General features: G+C 71.0%; 15 protein-coding genes, 1 other RNA gene and 1 pseudogene. 6 read left to right on the top strand and 11 right to left on the bottom strand.

Going from position 1 to position 21,142, the window contains the following annotated elements:
• Nucleotides 1-15 precede the first annotated feature (15 nt).
• Nucleotides 16-1,531 (top strand): annotated as a pseudogene (gene sucB / locus QE359_RS12475) (2-oxoglutarate dehydrogenase, E2 component, dihydrolipoamide succinyltransferase).
• Between the two features lie 73 nt (nt 1,532-1,604).
• Here the strand turns inward: sucB and QE359_RS12470 are convergent.
• Complete coding sequence (locus QE359_RS12470; protein ID WP_309779441.1) at nt 1,605-2,393, bottom strand: hypothetical protein; 789 nt, start codon at nt 2,391-2,393, stop codon at nt 1,605-1,607.
• Between the two features lie 126 nt (nt 2,394-2,519).
• On the opposite strand from QE359_RS12470, the gene QE359_RS12465 reads away from it, so the two are divergent.
• Nucleotides 2,520-3,248, top strand: a complete 729-nt coding sequence (locus QE359_RS12465; RefSeq protein ID WP_309779440.1) for a DUF4191 family protein — start codon at nt 2,520-2,522, stop codon at nt 3,246-3,248.
• Nucleotides 3,249-3,723: 475 nt separating this feature from the next.
• Here QE359_RS12465 and QE359_RS12460 read toward each other — a convergent pair whose 3' ends face one another.
• Nucleotides 3,724-4,191 (bottom strand): RDD family protein, encoded by a 468-nt coding sequence (locus QE359_RS12460; protein ID WP_070418788.1) that lies wholly within the window; start codon nt 4,189-4,191, stop codon nt 3,724-3,726.
• 141 nt (nt 4,192-4,332) lie between these two features.
• Between QE359_RS12460 and glnA (QE359_RS12455) the strand changes: the two genes are divergently transcribed.
• On the top strand, nt 4,333-5,757 hold the full coding sequence (gene glnA / locus QE359_RS12455; protein ID WP_070418787.1) for a type I glutamate--ammonia ligase: 1,425 nt from the start codon (nt 4,333-4,335) through the stop codon (nt 5,755-5,757).
• A gap of 329 nt (nt 5,758-6,086) precedes the next feature.
• Here the strand turns inward: glnA (QE359_RS12455) and QE359_RS12450 are convergent, their stop codons facing one another.
• From QE359_RS12450 to QE359_RS12425, 6 genes are all read right to left on the bottom strand, one after another.
• Entirely contained in the window at nt 6,087-7,505 is a 1,419-nt protein-coding gene (locus QE359_RS12450) for a UDP-glucose/GDP-mannose dehydrogenase family protein (RefSeq protein ID WP_070418786.1), read from the bottom strand.
• Nucleotides 7,502-9,070 carry a glycosyl hydrolase gene (locus QE359_RS12445; RefSeq protein ID WP_309779439.1) on the bottom strand — a complete coding sequence of 523 codons (1,569 nt, stop codon included), beginning with the start codon at nt 9,068-9,070 and terminating at the stop codon, nt 7,502-7,504. The genes QE359_RS12450 and QE359_RS12445 overlap by 4 nt, the downstream gene beginning before the upstream one ends.
• Nucleotides 9,063-10,661 (bottom strand): glycosyltransferase family 2 protein, encoded by a 1,599-nt coding sequence (locus tag QE359_RS12440; RefSeq protein ID WP_070418784.1) that lies wholly within the window; start codon nt 10,659-10,661, stop codon nt 9,063-9,065. Before QE359_RS12440 ends, QE359_RS12445 begins: the two co-directional genes overlap by 8 nt.
• Before the next feature lie 504 nt (nt 10,662-11,165).
• Nucleotides 11,166-14,138: a bifunctional [glutamine synthetase] adenylyltransferase/[glutamine synthetase]-adenylyl-L-tyrosine phosphorylase gene (locus QE359_RS12435; protein ID WP_309779437.1), complete on the bottom strand. Its 2,973-nt coding sequence runs from the start codon at nt 14,136-14,138 to the stop codon at nt 11,166-11,168.
• 22 nt (nt 14,139-14,160) lie between these two features.
• On the bottom strand, nt 14,161-15,498 hold the full coding sequence (glnA, locus tag QE359_RS12430) for a type I glutamate--ammonia ligase (RefSeq protein WP_070418782.1): 1,338 nt from the start codon (nt 15,496-15,498) through the stop codon (nt 14,161-14,163).
• Between the two features lie 45 nt (nt 15,499-15,543).
• Nucleotides 15,544-15,723 carry an SPOR domain-containing protein gene (locus QE359_RS12425; protein WP_070418781.1) on the bottom strand — a complete coding sequence of 60 codons (180 nt, stop codon included), beginning with the start codon at nt 15,721-15,723 and terminating at the stop codon, nt 15,544-15,546.
• Between the two features lie 156 nt (nt 15,724-15,879).
• Here QE359_RS12425 and map point away from each other — a divergent pair, with 156 nt between their 5' ends.
• The 3 genes from map (at nt 15,880) to rnpB (ending at nt 18,033) form a co-directional block, all read left to right on the top strand.
• A complete protein-coding gene (map, locus tag QE359_RS12420) occupies nt 15,880-16,743 on the top strand; it encodes a type I methionyl aminopeptidase (protein ID WP_071295240.1) in 864 nt (287 codons plus the stop codon).
• Nucleotides 16,744-16,765: 22 nt separating this feature from the next.
• Nucleotides 16,766-17,515 carry a polyphosphate--glucose phosphotransferase gene (gene ppgK / locus QE359_RS12415; protein ID WP_309779436.1) on the top strand — a complete coding sequence of 250 codons (750 nt, stop codon included), beginning with the start codon at nt 16,766-16,768 and terminating at the stop codon, nt 17,513-17,515.
• 157 nt (nt 17,516-17,672) lie between these two features.
• An RNA gene (gene rnpB / locus QE359_RS12410) (RNase P RNA component class A) lies at nt 17,673-18,033 on the top strand.
• Between the two features lie 285 nt (nt 18,034-18,318).
• On the opposite strand, the gene QE359_RS12405 is transcribed toward rnpB, so the two are convergent.
• From QE359_RS12405 to QE359_RS12395, 3 genes are all read right to left on the bottom strand, one after another.
• The gene (locus QE359_RS12405; RefSeq protein WP_309779435.1) at nt 18,319-19,053 is read right to left on the bottom strand and encodes a hypothetical protein; all 735 of its coding nucleotides are present in this window, start codon (nt 19,051-19,053) and stop codon (nt 18,319-18,321) included.
• Nucleotides 19,054-19,055: 2 nt separating this feature from the next.
• On the bottom strand, nt 19,056-19,901 hold the full coding sequence (locus QE359_RS12400; protein WP_309779434.1) for a Nif3-like dinuclear metal center hexameric protein: 846 nt from the start codon (nt 19,899-19,901) through the stop codon (nt 19,056-19,058).
• A gap of 104 nt (nt 19,902-20,005) precedes the next feature.
• Complete coding sequence (locus tag QE359_RS12395; protein WP_309779433.1) at nt 20,006-21,097, bottom strand: hypothetical protein; 1,092 nt, start codon at nt 21,095-21,097, stop codon at nt 20,006-20,008.
• Nucleotides 21,098-21,142: the final 45 nt, after the last annotated feature.

Genomic DNA, 21,142 nt, shown 5'->3' with positions numbered 1-21,142 from the left:
AGAGGAGTCCACCCGATGAGCGAATCCGTCAACCTCCCGGCGCTCGGCGAGAGCGTCACCGAGGGCACGGTGACTCGATGGCTGAAGAACGTCGGTGACCGGGTCGAGGTCGACGAGCCGCTGCTCGAGGTCTCGACCGACAAGGTCGACACCGAGATCCCGTCGCCGATCGCCGGCGTCGTGGAGGAGATCCTCGTGCAGGAGGACGAGACCGTCGAGGTCGGCACCGCGCTGGTGAAGATCGGCGACGGGTCGTCCGACGGTGGTTCCTCCGACGGCGGCTCCACCGAGTCGGACGAGTCCTCGAACGAGGCCGCCGCCGACGCCGAGGAGCCCGAGGCGGCACCGAGCACCGAGCAGGAGTCCGAGACCCCTGCCCCGGAGCCGACCGAGCCCGAGCCGGCCCCCGCCGGTCAGACGCAGCCCGCTGCGCCGCAGGCCCCGGCAGCACCGCCCGCCGCCGCCCCGGTGCCGCAGGCCGCTCCGGTCCCGCCGCCCGCCGCTGCCCCGCCGGCAGCGGTGCCGGCTCCGGGCCGCTGCTCCGGCTCCGGCTGCCGCCTCGGGTGGCTCGGCCGCCAGTGCCTCGGTGCCGAACCCGACGCAGGACGCCTCGGCCTCCGGCTACGTCACCCCGCTCGTGCGCAAGCTCGCGAACGAACAGGGTGTCGACCTCTCGACCGTCACCGGCTCCGGCGTCGGCGGACGCATCCGCAAGGAAGACGTCCTCGCCGCGGCCGAAGCCGCTGCGAAGGCCCCGGCCGCCGGGGGTTCCGCCGCTGCGGCCCCGGCCGGTCCGTTCGTCGCCGAGGTCTCGCCGCTGCGTGGCACCCGCGAGAAGATGACCCGCCTCCGCAAGGTCGTCGCCGAGCGCGCCGTGCAGTCGATGACCTCGACCGCGCAGCTCACCAGCGTCGTCGAGGTGGACGTGACGAAGGTCGCGCAGTTCCGTGACGCGCACAAGGGAGAGTTCCTCGAGAAGACCGGTTCGAAGCTCTCCTTCATGCCGTTCTTCGCCCTCGCGGCGTCCGAGGCGCTCAAGGCGCACCCGAAGATCAACTCGACCGTCGAGGGCGAGGAGATCGTCTACCCGGAGACCGAGAACGTCTCCATCGCGGTGGACACCGAGCGCGGCCTGCTCACCCCGGTGATCAAGGACGCGGCGTCGCTCAACCTGGCGCAGTTCTCGCAGTCGATCGCAGACCTCGCCGAGCGCACCCGCAACAACCAGCTCAAGCCGGACGAGCTCGCGGGTGGCACGTTCACGCTGACGAACACCGGTTCGCGTGGCGCGCTGTTCGACACCCCCGTGGTGTTCCTGCCGCAGTCGGCGATCCTCGGCACGGGCATCGTGACGAAGCGTCCGGCGGTCGTGAAGGTCGACGGGCAAGAGGCCATGGCGATCCGTTCGTTCGTGTACCTCGCGCTGTCGTACGACCACCGGATCATCGACGGCGCCGACGCGTCGCGCTACCTCGTCGCGGTGAAGAACCGCCTCGAGGAGGGCAACTTCGGCCCGAACCTCGGGTACTGAGCCCAGCGCTCGTCGTACTCCGGACGGCCCCGATCCCACCGTGGATCGGGGCCGTTCCCCGTTGCTGGCGTGTTCAGCCGATCGTGAAGACCACCGCCGCGGTCAGCCCCGCCGCGACCACGACTCCCACCAGCGCGCGTCGGAGCGGCAGCCGTCTCCCACCGCCGATCGGGAGGCCGTGCTCGACGACCCCGCGCAGCGCCGTCTCGAGGGAACCAGCCGGCCCCGGTGGCATCGCCGTGCGCTCGGGCAGCCCGACGAGCAGGTCGTCCGACGGCCGTTCCCAGCGGACCGGGCGCGGCGCCGCGGCCGCTCGGACCACCGCCAACGCCGCACGCACCGCCGTCGTGTCGCCGTCGAGGGCCTCGGCGAGGGCGCCATCGACGGCCGGACGGTCCGGCGCGCGTGCGTCGATCCGCTCCCACACCAGCCGGGCCGCGAGGACCAGGACCCTCGCGCCGCTCTGGTCGGACCGACGGACGCCGTCCGACCCGGGTGGCCGGTCGCACAGCACGACCGCACCGGCATCGTCCACCAGGACGTCGTCGAGCCCCGCGGAGCCGATCTGCACCGCGCCGGAGCGTTCGGTCACCGCGAGCTCGAGCATCGGGACGGTGAGCGTCACGGCGACACCGGTGGTCGGCGTGCCGAGGGTGTCGAGTGCCGCGGACAGCACCGTCCCCGCGGGACGGAGGACGTCGACGGCGAGCCGTCCGTCCGCCAGCCGGCCGACGTCGACGACCGGGACGAGGTGCCGTGCCGAGGGATCCGGGGCGATGGCGGCGCGGTCGGCGACCCAGGCGAGGAACGGCTGCTCGTCGTCCACCGCGTGCCACCGGACGTGATCGGAGAGCGTCTGCATCCGGACAGCCTGGCCGGGCCCGCCCATCCTCCGGCGGACGGGACGCCGTCCTGTGGAGAACGCTGTTCGCCCACAGCCAGAGCATCGACGGTCCTCGGAAGTCGGGACAGGCCGTATCCTGGTCGCATGGCACGCAGCAGTTCTCAAGGTACGACGGCGAAGGAGCCGGGTCGTCTCAAGCAGATGTACCAGGTCTTCACGATGACCCGTCGGGCGGACCCGAGCTCCGTCTGGTGGTTCGCCCTGGCGTTCGTCGTCCCGGTGGTGCTGGGCGTCCTGCTCGCCCTGCTGCTGCCCGGGCAGAACTGGCTCGCGGTCATCCTCTGGATCGTGGCCGGCGTGCTGCTGGGTGTGCTGCTCTTCCTGATCGTCCTCGGTCGGCTGGCCGAACGTGCCGCCTACTCGCAGATCGAGGGGCAGCCCGGTGCCGTCGGTGCCGTGCTGTCGAACTCGCTCCGCCGCCAGTGGCGCTCGAGCGAGATGCCGGTCGCGGTGCACGGTCGTTCGCAGGCCGCTGTCTACCGGGCCGTCGGCACCCCGGGCGTCGTGCTCATCACCGAGGGTCAGCGCGGCAACCTCAACCGCCAGGTCGACGAGGAGCGCCGCAAGGTCCAGCGCATCGTCCCGAACGTCCCGGTGCACGTCGTGCACGTGGCCAGCGGCAAGGACGGCGACGGTGACGACTCCGTGACGCTGCACAAGCTCCCCCGTGCCATGAACAAGTTCAAGAAGGCGCTCAACCGCAACGAGGTCCTGGCGGTCGCGAACCGGCTCGACTCCCTCACGCAGAGCCCGGCCGCGGCGATCCCGAAGGGGATGGACCCGATGCGGGCCCGCGCGGGACGTCCGCGCTGACGGACTCCCCCGCAGACGACGAACGCCCCCGACCGTGCCAGGTCGGGGGCGTTCTGCGTCCGCGGGGCGCGGGGCAGGGCGGGCGGTGGCGCGGTGGGGTCGGCGGCGTCGCGCAGTGCGGCGGCGCGCAGTACGGCGTCCGCGCGGCGTCATGCGACGTCGGCGGCCTCGCACGGTGCGGCTCTCGCCAGTCGGTGCGAGGTCGACCAGGCGGTGCGGGCTCGTCGTGCGGCGCCGAGTGGGCAACTCCACGCCCGGCGAAGCACCTCGCACCGTGCAGCGCGGGTCCCGTGCGCTGGCGGTCCGAACGTCGGCGATGGGTCGATCGCGCACCGTGCGAGGTTCGGCGCACCGTGGGACCGGTGCCTGCTCGCACTGACGACGGAACCTCGCACCGTGCTGCGCCGCGCTCTCGCGCCGCCCGCGCCACGCGCTCCGCACGGCCGCGCTCTCGCCCCTCCGTGCCACAGCCCCCTCAGCGCCGCACCAACACCGTCCCCGCGATCCGGTCGTGCGCCCCACGGCTGTCGCGGTCGATGATCAGCGCCGGCACGACGAGGCACAGCAGCACCGTCCGCACCACCGGCCGCCAGACCCCGACGTACCCGCCGCGCATCGGCACCACCCGGAGTCCGACGCACACGTGCCCGAACGACCCCGACAGCAGGCAGATGAACAGGATCTGCAGCACGGCGAAGATCGCGATCTGGATCCACGAGTGCGCGATGTCCCCCGAGCCGTTCACCGGCGACCACACACCGGTCACGTACGCCACAAGGTCGGCCAGCGCGCCGTCGATCAGCAGGGCCACGATCCGGCGGCCGATCCGCCCGACGCTGCGGGGCCCCTCTTCCGGCAGACCGAGGTCCTTGCCCGGCCAGCCGTCGGGATGCCCCGATCCCCCGGAGGACGACGCGGACGACGAACTGGTGCTGCGGGCCATGGTCCCAGCGTAGGCGAACGGGTCGACGTAACACGCACGAAACAATCCAGTCATGTCCGGGAAACTCGGTGTCAATAGCCTCGTCGGAGGGTGCCGAGATGGACCCTCCGACATCACCCAACCCATTGGAGATCGGCCCACATGTTCAGCGATTCCTCCGAGGTCCTGGCCTTCATCAAGGACACCGACGTCAAGTTCCTCGACATCCGGTTCACGGATCTGCCGGGTGTGCAGCAGCACTTCAACATCCCGGCCTCCACCGTCGACGAGGACTTCTTCTCGGTCGGCCAGCTCTTCGACGGCTCCTCGATCCGCGGCTTCGCGTCGATCCACGAGTCCGACATGCAGCTCATCCCCGACGTGACGACGGCGTACATCGACCAGTTCCGCGCCGAGCGCACGCTGATCATGATCTTCGACATCTACAACCCGCGGAACGGCGAGATCTACGGCCGTGACCCGCGTCAGGTCGCCAAGAAGGCGGAGAAGTACCTCGCGTCGACGGGCATCGCGGACACCGCGTTCTTCGCCCCCGAGGCCGAGTTCTACATCTTCGACGACGTCCGCTACTCGGTCACCCAGAACAAGTCGTTCTACTCGGTTGACTCCGAAGAGGGCGCCTGGAACACCGGTCGCGAGGAAGAGGGCGGCAACCTCGCCAACAAGACCCCCTACAAGGGCGGCTACTTCCCCGTGTCGCCGGTCGACAAGACGGCCGACCTCCGCGACGACATCACCCTCAAGCTGATCGAGGCGGGCTTCGAGCTCGAGCGCTCGCACCACGAGGTGGGCACCGGCGGCCAGCAGGAGATCAACTACAAGTTCGACACGATGGTCCACGCCGCGGACGACATCCTGAAGTTCAAGTACATCGTCAAGAACACCGCCGACCAGTGGGGCAAGGTCGCCACGTTCATGCCGAAGCCGCTCTTCGGTGACAACGGTTCGGGCATGCACACCCACCAGTCGCTCTGGAGCGACGGCAAGCCGCTGTTCTACGACGAGAACGGCTACGGCGGCCTGTCCGACCTCGCCCGCTGGTACATCGGCGGCATCCTCAAGCACGCCCCGGCGCTGCTCGCCTTCACGAACCCGTCGATCAACTCGTACCACCGTCTGGTGAAGGGCTTCGAGGCCCCGGTCAACCTGGTCTACTCGGCCGGCAACCGCTCCGCCGCGATCCGCATCCCGATCACGGGCACGAACCCCAAGGCCAAGCGCATCGAGTTCCGCGCGCCGGACGCCTCGGGCAACCCGTACCTCGCGTTCGCCGCGCAGCTGATGGCGGGCCTCGACGGCATCCAGAACCGCATCGAGCCGCACGAGCCGGTCGACAAGGACCTCTACGAGCTCCCGCCGGAAGAGGCGAAGGGCATCCCCCAGGTCCCCGGCTCCCTCGACGAGGCGCTCGAGGCGCTCGAGGCGGACCACGAGTTCCTCACGAAGGGCAACGTCTTCACCGAGGACCTCATCCAGACCTGGATCGACTACAAGCGCGAGAACGAGATCCTCCCGCTCGCGCAGCGCCCGCACCCGTTCGAGTACGAGCTCTACTTCGGCGTCTGACACGCACCGCACCACGAACGCCCCCGCACCGGTTCTCCGGTGCGGGGGCGTTCTCGCTGTGCCGACACTCGCCTGCGGGCCCGGCCACCGGGTGAGAACGTGCCTGCCTGGAGGCGCGGAGCACGCCCGGCGGGCCGGCACCGCGCCTCCAGGCGGTCGCCTCGCACGTTCCTTCCCATCACACGCGCGCTGCCATGACGAATCGGGCGTACCTGGTCGGAAGTTCCGACCAGGTACGCCCGATACGACCAGGTGCGCCCGAACGAGCAGGGCACACGAGAACGGGGCCCGTGCCGCCCCGGCACAGACCCCGCTTCGCGTCCGGGTGACTACCGCGCGGTGGCCACCGCGTCGTTCGTCCCCGCAGCGACGCTCACGGGTGCACCCGTGACCGGAGTGGGCCGTCCCAGGGAACGGACGGTCCAACCCGCCTTGACCCAGTCGGCGACCGGGAGGCAGTTGCGGGCGTCGATCACCGTGCGACGCCCGACGATCGAGGCGAGCGCCGCGGGGTCGGCAGCGATGACCTCGTCCCACTCGGTGAGGACGAGCACGACGTCGGCGTCCTCGATCGCACCCTCCATCGACGACGAGTAGGTGAGCGTCGGGAAGGAGCGGCGGGCGGTCTCCATCGCCTCCGGGTCCCACAGGGTGACCTGGGCGCCGCGGAGGTGCAGCGCAGCGGCGACGTTGAGTGCCGGCGAGTCGCGGACGTCGTCGGTGAGGGGCTTGAACGCCGCCCCGACGACGGCGACGCGACGGTTCAGCACGGAGCCGCCGAGCGCGTCGATCGTCATGTCGATGACGCGCTCACGCTGGCCCATGTTGATCTCGTCGACCTGCTGCATGAGGCCGACGACACGACCGGCACCGAGCTCGTTCGCGCGGTGCATGAGCGCCCGGATGTCCTTCGGCAGGCAGCCACCGCCGAATCCGAGGCCGGCGTTCAGGAACTTGCGGCCGATGCGGGCGTCGTGCCCGAGAGCGTCGGCAAGGGTCGACACGTCCGCACCGGTGATCGCACACATCTCGGAGATCGCGTTGATGAACGAGATCTTCGTGGCGAGGAACGCGTTCGCGCTGACCTTGACGAGCTCCGCCGTGGCGAGGTCGGTCGTGATGACCGGGGTGCCCTCGGCGATGGGAGCGGCGTAGACCTCGCGGATCACGGCGTCGGCCGATGCGGAGGCACCGCCCCAGACGAGCCGGTCCGGGTGCAGCGTGTCGTCGACGGCCTTGCCCTCGCGCAGGAACTCCGGGTTCCAGATGAGCTCGGCGTCGATGCCCGACGGGGTGAACTCGCGGACGATGCCGCGGAGCCGCTCGGCCGTGCCCACCGGGACCGTCGACTTGCCGACGATGAGGCCGGGGTGCGTCAGGTTCTCGGCGACACCGCGGGTGGCGTTCTCGACGTAGGTGAGGTTCGCGGCGTGCGACCCGGCGCGCTGCGGCGTCCCGACGCAGACGAAGTGGACGTCGGCCGCGGCCACGGCCTCGGGCAGCGACGCCGTGAAGCGGAGCTTGCCGCTGGCGACGTGCTTCGTGATGAGCTCCGGCAGTCCGGGCTCGTAGAACGGGACCTCACCGGCGGACAGGGCCGCGAGCTTGGCGGGATCGACGTCCACGCCGATGGTCTCGAAGCCCATCTCGGCCATGGCGGCCGCGTGGGTGGCACCGAGGTAGCCGGTGCCGATGACGCTGATGACGGGTGCCGGACGGGAGTCTGCGGTCTTCTTCTGAGCGGTCACTGCTTGACCTCCTGCAGGTCGTAGTCGGTGTCGGTGCGCGAGATGCCGGCCACGAAGGCCTGGAGGCTGTCGGCGCGGGAGTTGAGTCGCCAGTCGTTCGTGGTGCGGACGCCGTCCACGACCGTGGTCGCGGTCTCGCTGAAGTACGAGAAGCCGATGACGTCGTCGTTCGCCGGTTCCGCGAGGCCGTCGAAGAGCGACGTGATCCACTTCGCCTTCTGCCCGTTGGTCACGCTCGTCCCGGTCTCGGTCGCACCGATCTCACTGAGGAGGATCTTCTTGTCCGGTGCGATCTGGCGGAGCTGGGCGAGGGTCTTGCCGAACGTGTTGTCGAAGGTCGGCGACTCGGAGGCGGTGCGGTAGTACCCGCTCATCCCGACCCAGTCGACGTACTTCGACTCCGGGTAGTACTCACGCAGGTAGTCGAGCTGCATGTACTTGTCGTTGCCGAGCTTGTCGATGCGGCTTGGTGCCCAGTTCCAGATGACGTACTTGTTCGCGCCGCTGGCCTGGAAGACGTCGTGCACGTGCTGCCACATCGCCACGTAGGACCCGGCCGCGTTCTGCTGCGCCGTCCCCTCCGACCAGTTGTACCAAGAGCCGTTCATCTCGTGGTCGAGCCGGATGACCATCGGCTGCCCGTTCGCCGCGAGGGCCTTCGCGTACTTCGTGAGGTAGGCGTCGAACTTGCCGGAGACGATGTCCTCGTTCGTGTACCCGGGGACGTACTTCGCGTCGTTGCCCGTCTCGGCAGGTGCGGACTCCCAGGTCATGAGCGGCAGGCGGCCGTTCGCCCACGCGCGCTGGACGGCGGTGGCGTTGAAGTCCTGGTCGAAGCCCTGGAAGAAGCCGACCATGTTCGTGGCCTTGCCGACCTGCTGCGAGACCTCGTCGTACTCCGCCCAGTTGAAGGGCGACTGCGCGGTGTAGAGGCCGTACCAGCGAGCCGGCTGCGCCATGATCTGCGCCTTGGTGGGGACGGCGATCGGGGTCGTGCCGGGGTCCTTCGAGGGGCCGCCGTTCGGGTTCGTGACGCCGTGGTTGCCGGAACCGGAGCCGGAGCCGGAACCGTTGCCAGAGCCGCCGGAACCACCCGAGCCACTGCCCGAACCGTCGCCCGACCCGGAGCCGCCGGAACCGCTGCCGGAACCGTCGCCCGACCCTCCCGAACCCGACGCGCCGTCACCGGACCGTGCCCCGGCGGCCTTGGCAGCACCGAGGTCCGACTGCAGCGAAGCGATCTGCGCCTTGAGCTCGGCGATCTGGTCGGCACGCGAGCCGGACTGCGCGGTCGAGGAGTCGAGCTTGCCCTCGAGCGCCCAGATCTTCTCCTGGGCGGCCGTGAGCTTCGTCTGGAGCTCGGCCGCCGAGATCTTCTTCTTCGGCGGCGTCACACCGAGCGCCTGGTGGACCGCGGTGGACACCGAGCCCGCCGGAGACACCCAGACGTTCCAGGTGATGAGTCCGAGGACGAGGACGATGGCGGTGGTCCCGACCGCGGTGAGTCGTGCGTGCTTGCTGGACTGGGCCCACCAGGCACCTGAGGAGCGGATGAGGTCAGACAATGAGGAAGGCCTCCAGGGCGAAGATCGCGAAGCCGATGCAGTACGGGATCGCGGCGTACGGGTTGTACCGACGGACGCGTGCCGGGGCGGGGGCCGCCGCGGTCGCCGACTGCGACTGCGCCGCAGTGGCTGCCGAGCGGCGGGTCGCGAGCACCGTCGCGGTGGAGTTGGTGGTGGCGTCCGGGCCGAACAGGTCGTCGAACGCCCGGTCCACGGCGCGCTGGTCGTCGCCGTAGCCGGCTCCACCGGCCGGGGCCGGGGCAGCCGCGTCGATCGGGCTCACCGGGGTCTGGGTGGCGACGGCCGAGGGCTGCACCGCGTCCGCGGGGTCCTCCTCCATCGGTCCACCGGCGTACGCACCGGCACGGGTCCCCCAGCCGGACGCGTGCGCCAGGCGGAAGAAGCCGATGAGCCGGATCGGCATGAGGAAGAACGTCGACACGATGATGAACATCGGCAGGCGGAAGAAGTCGCTCGGCTTCTCGGCGAGATGCCGCATCTGCCGGATCGCCATGCTGAGCACCGACGAGACCACCATGAGGGCCGCGACGTAGACGAAGCCGGTGGAGAAGCCGTACTGCTGCAGGATCCCCTGGTAGAGGTTCTCGCCCTGTCCGGTGAAGGCGCGGTAGATCCAGCCGGCGATCACGCCGAACAGCATGAACGGCAGGATGATGTCGGTGAGGAAGAACACCGCGAGGATCGGCGCGTGGCCGAGCATCCACGGGAGCATCCGGAGCGTGTTGTACTGCGAACCACGGGCCCAGCGGAGCTGCTGCTTGAACAGCTTCTTCACCTGCAGCGGAGCGTCCGTGTAGACCAGCGACGTGTACTGGTAGACGGTCCGGTACCCCTCCTTGAGCGTGAGGTTCGTCAGCGTCCGGTCGTCGGACACCTCGAGGAACACGCCCATGAACTTCTCGTGCATGAAGCGGTCCATGACGCGCACGAGGATGTCGCGGCGGAAGGCGATCGTGCGCCCGGGCAGGCAACCGATCTGACCGAGGACGCTCTGCGCGGGCATCGAGTACAGCGCGCGGGAGTTCTCCAGCCAGTCCGCCCAGCGGGTGATCCAGCTGCGGGTCGGCTCGAGGATGCGCTGGCGCGTCGTCACGCCACCGACCGAGGCGTCCGCGAACGGCTTGAGCAGCTCGTCGAGGGTGCCGGGCGTCCACACCGTGTCCGAGTCGACGAGCACGGTGATGTCGCCGTTGGACATCTCGGTGCCGACCTTGACGGCGTTGCGCTTGCCCGGGATGGGCGTGTGCGTCCAGCGGACGAGTGGGGCGAACTCGTCACAGACCGCTTCGAGGGCCTCGTTGCGGGCGCCGTTGATGACGACGATGATCTCGCCGGGACGCTGCTCGACCATGCGGCCGATGACGTCGCGGAAGAGGTCGAGCGGTTCGTCCACGACGGGGACGACGACGCTCGTGGTGCCGGTGTAGGTGCCGGTGTAGGGGCGGTAGCGGGCGGACAGGATGACCTTGAGCAACCAGAGCAACCAGATCACCGCGGAGTACACGGCGAACAGGTAGAACTCGGGGTGCCCTTCGACCATCTGCCTGATCTGCAGAATGAAGGTGAACATCGATCCCTGCTTCAACGTTCGAGGTGGAGATTCCGCTTCGTTGGGGAATCAGGGCCGGTTCGGGTGACCCCATTGATGCAGAACCGTGACCCGGTGCGCAACGCGACCCCCGACCGGGGGCGTTACGGGCACGTTACGGGGTACACCACGGTCCCCCTCCGCGTGTGGTCATCGTGTCCGCACTGGTGCTGACAGCACTCCGGTGGACCACGTTCACCGCGCAACGCGCGTTCTGCAGACCTCCCGGGCCCGGGAGGCGCGACTCACCTCTGCAGGAAACCCCCGGTCAGCGGATGGTCACCTCGGACCGCGTTGCCTCGCCTGCCGGGCACGTTCCAGTCACCCCGGATGCTCGGTAACGACCAGGTAACGAGCGCTCATCAGTGCGCCGCCGGGGTACAGGCAGATGTCGAACGGGGGACGCTGCACGTTACGGGGAATTCACTTCCGAGGACGTGTCAACTCGCTGCGAAACACGTCGGTCCGGGCGTGTCGCGACGGGCGTCAGGCGCCGTAGAACTCGCGCTCGAAGACCTGACGTGCCCGACGGGTGACCCCGAGGTAGTCCTCCTCGAGCTCCGAGGCGGACCCTGGCGGGTACTCCATCAGACGTGCGATGCCCTCGAGCTGCACCCGGTCGACGGGCAGCACGTCCGTGGTCTTGCCCGACCAGAGCACGAGCGCGCTCCGGGTCCGCGAGGCGAAGCGCCAGGCGGCACCGAGACGCTCGGCGTCGTCGGGGGCGACGAGGCCGGCGTCGCGGGCGGCGTCGAGCGCCTCGAGCGTGGACGTCGTCCGGAGGCCCGGGATCGTCAGCGCGTGCTGCAGCTGGAGGAGCTGGACGAACCACTCGACGTCGCTCAGGGAACCGCGGCCGAGCTTGAGGTGCCGGGCGGGGTCCGCACCGCGCGGGAGGCGTTCGGACTCGACACGGGCCTTGATGCGTCGGACCTCGCGCACCTGCTGGTCGTCGATGTGCTCCGGGTAGCGCGTGCGGTCGGCGAGGTGCTCGAAGTCACGCAGGAGCTGCGCGTCCCCGACCGCCCCGCGGGCCCGGAGCAGCGCCTGGGCCTCCCACGTGAGCGACCAGCGGGCGTAGTACGCGCCGTAGGAGTCGAGCGTGCGCACCACGGGGCCGTTCTTGCCCTCGGGGCGGAGGTCGATGTCGAGGTCGAACGGGTGGATCGCGTCGTCGGTCAACCGGGCGAGCTCCCGCACGATGGTCTGCGCCGCGCGCGAAGCCTGTTCGGACGGGACGTCCTCGGTCGCCCGGTACACGTAGAGGACGTCGGCGTCCGAGCCGAAGCCGAGCTCGCGGCCGCCGTACCGCCCCATCGCGATGACGCCGAACTCCATGCCGGCCGGGGCGTCCCGTCGCGCGAGCGTGAGGGCACCGGCCAGGGTCGACTCCGTGACGTCGCTCAACGCCGGGCCGAGGGCATCGACGTCGAGGTGTCCGAGCACGGCGGCCATGCCGAGCCGGAGCGTCTCACGCCGTCGGGCGGACCGGACCAGGGCGGCCGCGCCGTCCACGTCGTCCCCGTGCCGTGCCGTCGTCGCCGTGACCTCGGCGAGCAGCGACTCGATCGGCCGGGGGCGCAGCAGCGCCTCCGGTTCGTCGAGCCAGGCCACGGCCTCGGGGAATCGTTCGAGCAGCCCGGACAGGAACGCCGACTCGGAGAGCACGGTGGTGAGCGAGTGTGCTGCGCCGGAGGAGTCCCGGAGCATGCGGAGGAACCAGCTCGACTCCCCCAGGGTGTCGCTCAGCCGACGGAAGGCCAGGAGCGCCCGGTCCGGTGCCGGTCCCTCGGCCATCCAGCGCAGGAGCACCGGCAGCAGGTTCCGCTGGATCGCCGCCCGGCGGCTGGTGCCCTGCGTCAGGGCTCGGATGTGGCCGAGTGCCCCGGCGGGGTCCGCGAAGCCGATCGCGCCGAGCCGGTCGACCGCCTGGTCGCTGGTGAGCACGATGTCGCCGTCGCTCGCGGCTACCGCGGACAGCAGGGGCCGGTAGAACAGGCGCTCGTGCAGGCCGCGCACCTCGAGCTTCACCGCACGCCACCGTGTCTCGAGCGCCGCAGCGGACCGTGCGAGACCGCTCGACCGCGCGAGGACCCGGAGCTCGTCCTCGTCGGACGGCATGAGGTGGGTGCGCTGCAGGCGGCGGAGCTGGATGCGGTGTTCGAGCAGGCGGAGCAGGGCGTAGTCCGGCCCGAAGCGGGCGGCCTCGGCACGGCCGACGTAGCCGGCGTCGGTGAGCGCGTCCATCGCCTCGAGCGTGGACCGGACCCGGACGGTCTCGTCGTCGCGGCCGTGCACGAGCTGCAGCAGCTGCACGGTGAACTCGACGTCGCGCAGACCGCCCGGCCCGAGCTTGAGCTGCCGGTCGACCTCGTCGTCGGGGATGTTGTCGGTGACCCGCTGCCGCATGCGCTGCACGGACTCGACGAACCCCGGTCGTTGCGCGGACGTCCACACGAAGCCGGCGACCGCGGTGGCGTAGCGCTCCCCCAGGTCGACCGACCCGGCGATCGGCCGCGCCTTGAGCAGGGCCTGGAACTCCCACTCCTTCGCCCAGCGCTCGTAGTACGCCACGTGGGAGTCGAGCGTCCGGACGAGTGCGCCGTCCTTGCCCTCCGGCCGGAGGTTCGCATCGACCTCCCACAGCGCCGGTTCGGCCGCGAGGTCGGTGATGGCGTGCGTGGCCGCGATCGCCAGCCGCGTGGCGATGAGCACGGCACGGTCGGTCCCCACGCCCGTGCCCGCCTCGTCGTCGTGGGTCGGTTCGGTGACGAAGATGACGTCGACGTCGCTGACGTAGTTGAGTTCGCGGGCCCCGGCCTTGCCCATCGCGATGACGGCGAGCGGCGTCGCCTCGACGTCGGCCGCGGGGAACGGGACCTCGCGTCGGGCGACGTCCACCGCGGCCTCGAGCGCGGCACCGGCGAGGTCGGCCAGCCCGGCCGCGACGGCGGGGAACGCCTCGGTCGGCGCGGCGTTCAGGACGTCGAACAGCGCGATCTGGGCCAGGTGCCGGCGGTAGCGCACCCGGAGCCGGAGCCGGGCGTCCTCGCCCGTGGCACCATCGATCGCGGCGAGCAACGAGTCGGTGTACTCCTGCTGCGACCACGGGGCCGTCACCGGCGCCAGGAGCAGGTCGATCTCCGCCGGACGTCGGTGCAGGAACTCGCCGAGCCCGACCGACGCCCCGAGGAGCCGCACGAGCCGTTCGGTGGCGGCGTCGTCGGCGAGGACCGGACGCAGTTCGTCCGGCGCGCGCTCGAGCAGCCGCTCGAGCGCGCGGAGTGCGCCGTCGGGATCGGCCGTGGACTCCCACAGTGCCGGGGACCCGCTCACCGGCACCTGCAGGTCGGGGCCGAACCGCGCCTCCAGGTCGGCGATGCGTTCCAGGGTCTCCGACAGCTCCGCGAAGCCCAGGCGGGCCAACTCGGAACGCGACGTCGTCGTCCGACCGGTCATGTGGTGCGTGCCCCCGGTGCCGTCAGAGCGCGCCGAGGTTCGTGTCGAGCTCGAACGGCGTGACCTGGTCGCGGTAGGCCTTCCACTCCTGGCGCTTGTTCAGCAGCACGAAGTTGAAGACCTGCTCGCCGAGCGTCTCCGCCACGAGTTCCGAGTCCTCCATGAGGCTCAGCGCGTGGTCGAGGCTCGCCGGCAGCTGGCTGTACCCGAGGGCACGGCGCTCGGAGTCGGACAGGCTCCAGACGTTGTCCTCGGCCTCCGGCGGGAGCTCGTAGCCCTCGTCGATGCCCTTGAGCCCCGCGGCCAGCAGCAGCGAGTACGCGAGGTACGGGTTCGCCGCCGAGTCGATGCCGCGGTACTCGATGCGGGCGGACTGGCCCTTGTTCGGCTTGTACAGCGGGACGCGCACGAGGGCCGAGCGGTTGTTGTGGCCCCAGGTCACGAACGACGGGGCCTCGTCACCGCCCCAGAGGCGCTTGTACGAGTTCACGAACTGGTTCGTGACGGCGGTGATCTCCGGCGCGTGCTTGAGGACGCCGGCGATGAAGTGCTTCGCGGTGTCGGACAGCTGGTACTGACCGCCTGCCTCGTAGAAGGCGTTCTGGTCGCCCTCGAACAGCGACACGTGCGTGTGCATGCCCGAGCCCGGCTGGCCGGAGATCGGCTTCGGCATGAACGTCGCGTAGACGCCCTGCTCGATCGCGACCTCCTTCACGACGGTGCGGAACGTCATGATGTTGTCCGCCATCGTCAGTGCGTCGGCGTAGCGGAGGTCGATCTCGTTCTGGCCGGGGCCGGCCTCGTGGTGGGAGAACTCCACCGAGATGCCGAGGTCCTCGAGCATCCGGACGGACCGGCGACGGAAGTCGTGCGCGCTGCCACCGGGGACGTTGTCGAAGTAGCCGGCACGGTCGACGGGCTGCGGGCCGCCGTCCTTCCAGTCACGGCTCTTCAGCAGGTAGAACTCGATCTCGGGGTGCGTGTAGAACGTGAAGCCGCGTTCGCTCGCCTTCGCCAGCGTGCGCTTGAGCACGTTGCGCGGGTCGGCGACGGCGGGCTGACCATCCGGCGTCGTGATGTCGCAGAACATCCGCGCGGTCGGGTCGATCTCGCCGCGCCACGGGAGGATCTGGAACGTCGACGGGTCCGGGTGGGCCAGGACGTCCGCCTCGTACGAGCGCGTGAGTCCCTCGATCGCGGAGCCGTCGAACCCGATGCCCTCGGCGAACGCGCCCTCGACCTCGGCCGGGGCGATCGCCACGGACTTCAGGGTCCCGATGACGTCCGTGAACCAGAGTCGGATGAACTTGATGCCCCGCTCCTCGATGGTGCGGAGCACGAAGTCCGTCTGCTTGTCCATTGACGCCCTTTCCGTGGTGCAGCTGGTCCAGCTGGGAGTCTCAGCCTATTGGTCTTCGTCGTCCCAACGCTCGTTGTTCGCCTTGATCCGGTCCAGGGCGTGTTGCGCTTCCTCACGCGAGGCGAACGGGCCGATCCGGTCGCGCTGCGGCGACTGCGGGCCCTGCTCGACGGCGTGCGTCTTCTCGTTGAACCACCACTGGGACTCGATGCGTTCGTCACTCATGCCGCCACCGTACCCAGGTGGGACGGCGGCGGTGCGGCCGCGCCGCGCCCCGCGCGCTGGGTGACCGCCTGGAGGCGCGGTGCCGGTCCGGCGAGCCGGCACCGCGCCTCCAGGCCCTCGCGTCCGCACCCCGCGGCCCCGGCTAGAGTGGTCCGCATGCCCCGGGACGAACACGGACACCTGACCGCCGGCCGCATCTCCCCGTTGCGGTCCGTCCCGAAGGAGATCGAGCGCCCGGAGTACGTCGGCAAGGCCGAGCCGCACGAGCACGGACTCGGCGACACGTACACCCCGGACGAGGTCGAGCGGATCCGGACCGCCGGGCGCATCGCCTCCCAGGCCATCGACGCCGTCGGCGCAGCGATCCGGCCCGGTGTCACGACGGACGAGCTCGACCGGATCGGCCACGAGTTCGTCGTCGCGCACGGCGCCTACCCCTCGACGCTCGGCTACCGCGGCTACCCGAAGTCGCTCTGCTCGAGCCTCAACGAGGTCATCTGCCACGGCATCCCCGACGACACCGTCCTGCAGGAGGGCGACCTCGTCAACATCGACATCACCGCCTACAAGGACGGGATGCACGGCGACACGAACCGCACCTTCATCGTCGGGCAGGCGTCGCAGGAGGTCGAGGACCTCGTGACCCGCACGCGACTCGCCCTCGAGCGCGGGATCAAGGCCGTCGCCCCTGGTCGGCAGGTGAACGTCATCGGCCGTGCCATCGAGGCGTACGCGAAGCGCTTCGGCTACGGCGTCGTCCGCGACTACACCGGCCACGGCGTCGGGCGGGCGTTCCACTCCGGGCTGATCATCCCCCACTACGACGCCCCGCGCTTCGACGACGTCATGGTGCCCGGCATGGTCTTCACGATCGAGCCGATGCTCACGCTCGGCGGCATCGACGCCGACATCTGGGCCGACGACTGGACCGTCTCCACCCGGGACAAGTCGTGGACCGCACAGTTCGAACACACCCTCGTCGTCACCGAGCGCGGCGCGGAACTCCTCACGGTCTCCTGACCTCCACACCGAAAGGCTCCTCATGACCACCCTCGCAGTCGGCGTCGACATCGGCGGCACGGGCATCAAGGGCGCGATCGTCGACGTCTCCACCGGCGAACTCACCACCGACCGGATCAAGAAGGCCACGCCCGAGGGCGGGAAGCCGCACGACATCGTCGCCGTGGCCGCGTCCATCCTCGACGAGCTCGCTCCGGCGTCGGACGTGCCCGTCGGGGTCTGCTTCCCGGCGATCGTCCGCGACGGCAAGACCATGTCCGCGGCGAACGTGTCGAAGAAGTGGATCGGCTTCGAGGCCGAGGCGCTCTTCGAGAAGGAGCTCGGCCGCTCCATCCACTTCGTCAACGACGCCGACGCCGCCGGGTACGCCGAGCAGCAGTTCGGTGCGGCGAAGGGCAAGGACGGCCTGGTCGTCGTCACGACGCTCGGCACGGGCATCGGCACGGCGCTCATCAACGACGGCGTGCTCATCGTGAACTCGGAGCTCGGGCACCTCGAGATCGACGGGCACGACGCCGAGTCGCGCGCCTCGTTCGCCGCGAAGGAGCGCGACGACCTGTCGTGGAAGCACTGGGCGAAGCGGCTGCAGAAGTACTACTCCACGCTCGAGGCCCTGCTCTCCCCGGAGCTCTTCGTCGTCGGCGGCGGGGTGTCGAAGCAGTACGAGGAGTTCCTGCCGCTGCTCGACCTGCAGGCGGACATCATCCCGGCGACGCTCCGGAACAACGCGGGCATCATCGGCGCCGCGACCCTGGCCGCGCGGAGCGCCTGACGCGTCGGACGCGCCTGCGTGGGCTCGCCCGGACGCCGAGGTCGCACAACACGCCGCGCGCGTCCTGCCGAGGTCGCACAAGGTGCCGCGCGCGTCTCGTCGGGACGGCACTTCGCGCGACCTCGGCGTCCGCGCCCGGTAGACTCGTGCTCGCGAATGGGTCGGTGAGACGGTCGCGTCACTCCCCCGGGAGTGCCGAGGAACGTCCGGGCTCCACAGAGCAGGGCGGTGGGTAACACCCACCCGGAGCAATCCGCGAGACAGTGCCACAGAAAGCAGACCGCCGGCGGCGACGTCGGTAAGGGTGAAACGGTGGTGTAAGAGACCACCAGGGGTCCGGGTGACCGGATCCGCTCGGTAAACCTCGCCCGGAGCAAGGTCAGACAGAGGACGCTGAGGCTGCTCGCCGAGTCCTCGGGTAGACCGCTGGAGGCCGACGGCAACGTCGGTCCGAGAGAGATGGCCGTCACCGCCGCGCGAGCGGCGGGACAGAACCCGGCGTACGGCCGGCCCATTCGCACCCCACGCCCCGGCGCGCGGGCGCCGCGGGCGCCGACCGCGGCACTGTGCGCGGGCGCACGGTGCGCGGAGGGCGAACCCGTGCCGGGTTGCGCACTCGGTGCGCCGCTTCAGCGCGCCACCGCGTGACCGACACCGCACCAGGTCGTGTGCGCCGCACCGTGCGCCCGGCCCGCGGCGGGTCGCGCGGTGCGGCCGGCCCGCCCCCGCCAGCGCACGCACACGACGGACGGGAGGCGCGGTGCCAGCCGGCACCGCGCCTCCCGTTCGTCGTCTGGTCGCGTCTAGAGCCCGGACTCCGCCGTCCGCACCAGGATCGCGTCGCTGTCGGGGCAGAGCACGACGTCGTCGGGCGCTGCCCGCCGGATCGTCTGCAGATCGGAGTTCGTGAGCGTCACGCCGGACGCCGTGGACACCCCGCCCTGCAGCAGCGAGGCACCGAACCCGTACCGTGCCCGCTGCCGGTCGTACAGCGCGAGGAGGTCCGCCGGCACCTTCGCGGCGACGGCGGTACGGCTCTGCGTGGCCGATTCACGGTCGGACTCGAGCCGGGCGATCTCGGCGTCGCGCTCGGCCACGAGCCCGGCACGCGCGGCTTCGACGTCGGCGAGCTGCGCCTCGATGTCGCCGACGCGGGCGCGGAAGCCGTCGAGGTTCTCCATGACCTCGAGTTCGGCCGTCTCGAGGTCCCCGATGCGGCGCTGCAGCGACTCGAGCTCGTTCTGGAGACCGGCGGCGTCCTTCGCGCTGGACACGTTCTGGAGCATCGTGGTGTCACGCTCCACACGGGCCTGCGCCGTGGCGGTGTCGGACTCGAGGCGGGCGAGTTCGCGCTCGGCGTCCTCGACCTCGCCGGTGGCCGCCGCGAGCTGGGCGCGCAGCCCCGCCGCCGTGGTGCCGAGCTCGGTGAGCCGGTCCCCCTTCTGCAGCGACGTGATGCGGTGCGCGATCCGGGTGACGTCGTTGTCGAGACGCTGGACGTCGAGGAGGATGACCTGGTCCTCGGGTGCTGCCTTCATGGTCAGACTCCTTGTGTGTCGGTGGTGGGTTCGGCGGCCGGCAGGACGGCGAAGTCCCACGGGTCGGTGCGGAGGTCGCTCACGGTGACGCGGACGCCCGCGGCGCGGCGGAGTTGCTCGGCGGCGACGTCGAGCCAGAGCCACTCGGTGGCCCAGTGCGAGGTGTCGATGAGGGCGGGCCCGCCGACGAGCATCGCCTGCTCGCGGAACTCGGACGCCGGGTGGTGCCGGAGGTCGCTCGTGACGTAGACGTCGGCCCCGAGCACGTCGGGGTGCCCGAGGTACGCGTCACCGGCGCCGGCGCAGAGTGCGACGGAGCGGACGGGCCGGTCGAACTCCCCCGAGACCCGGACGCCGGTCGCGGTGCCGGGCAGGAGGTCCACCAGCGCCCGGGCGAGCGCGCCGAGCGTGGTCGGTTCGGCGAGCACCCCGACGCGGCCGATGCCCGTCGACGGGTCCGCACCGGGCTCGAGCGGGCGCTGGTCGGTCAGGCCGAGCCGGTCGGCGAGCACGGCCGAGGTACCCGTCGTCACGACGTCGGCGTTGGTGTGCGCTGCGACGAGGGCTGCCCCGCCGCGCACCAGGTTGGCGAGCACGCTGCCCTTGTAGGTCGACTCGGCGATCGTGGTGACGCCGCGGAGCAGCAGCGGGTGGTGGGTGAGCAGCAGGTCAGCGCCGAGCTCGACCGTCTCGCGGGCGGTGGCCGGGACGGCGTCGACTGCGAGGTGCACGTGCTCGATCGTCTGGTCGGGGTCCCCCGCCACGAGCCCGACGGAGTCCCAGGACTCGGCGCCGGCGGCGGGCCACAGGTCTTCGATCACGGCCTGGAGTTCGCGGAGCGTCGGCATCCCGTCAGTCTACCGAGCCGCCCGGGTCGGTCCGGGCGCCCTGTGGACGACGACGGCACCGAGCAGCACTGTGGACGACGGGTGATGCGCCGCTGCCCGGTGGATCAGCGGCGACCGAACGCGCGCAGGACGACGGCGACGAAGCGCGTCCACCACCCGGCGGAGGCACGGTCCTCGGACGCGACGTCGGCTGCGTGGGCCGGGTGCCCGGCGGGCGTGTGCGCGGCGGGCGCGTGGGCGGCGGTCTCGGCGGTCGTCGGGACGACGGCCTCCGGGAGCACGACGGGCGTGCTCGCGGTCGCGCCGGCGTGCGCCGTCAGCGCGGCGGCGAACGCGGCACGGTCGATCACGGTCGGCCCGGTCGCGGGCTGGACGAGCGGCGTGGGTCGCGTGTTCGCGGACACCGGTGAGACGACCGGGAGGGACAGCACCGGACGAGCGGGCTCGTCGCGTCCCGGCGTGGTCGCCTCGGGGGCGTCGATCGCGTCCACGACCTCGGTCGCGTCCACGAGCGCTGGAGCGGGCGCGGAGCCCGTCGGGGCGACGACAGCGGTGACGACGGCGGGTGCCGGGACGGCGGCCGACGCGGGCGCGCCGGCGACCGGCACGCTGCCCGTCGCCGCACGCCGCGCCGCGGCACGGTCACGACGATCGGCCTCGAGCGCGGCATCGGCCAGCAGGTCCGCGAACACGGAGTGGGCGAACGCCCGAGCGGCCTCGACCTCGGGGTCGCGCTGTCCGGCGACGGTGGCCTCCCACGCGGCGAGGCGAGCGAGGTCCTCGTCACGACGACGGACCTCGTCCTCGAGGATCACGATGCGCTCGATCGTGCTGCGGCCGCTGGACGAGGACACCTCGACGGCGAGGTCCTCGATGCGGAGGGCGAGGCGCTCCGGCGGTTCAGGGAAGGACGGCGCGCAGACCGCGGCGTGCCGAGCACGGTCGCGGGGGCGACGGAAGGCGGAGTCGTCGGCCGGCACACCGGCGTCGACGACGGCCGCGGCGCCGCTGGTCGTGGCGGGCTCGACGGGGGCGTCCGACGCTGCGTCCGGACGCTGCACGGGCCCGGTGACCGGCGGGACCACGAGGTCCGACAGGTACGGGGCGCGCGTCGCCGGGGCGTCACGGAGCCACTCCTCGAGCTCGCGACCGAACGGGTCGACGAGGGGGGTGCGTGCACCGGACTGCGTTTCCATGATCGAAGGATAAATATCGCAACGCTCATCTCGGCGGACATCCCC

The sequence above is a fragment of the Curtobacterium sp. SORGH_AS_0776 genome (assembly GCF_031453355.1).
Lineage (GTDB): Bacteria > Actinomycetota > Actinomycetes > Actinomycetales > Microbacteriaceae > Curtobacterium.
This window is presented reverse-complemented; position numbering and strand designations above follow the sequence as displayed.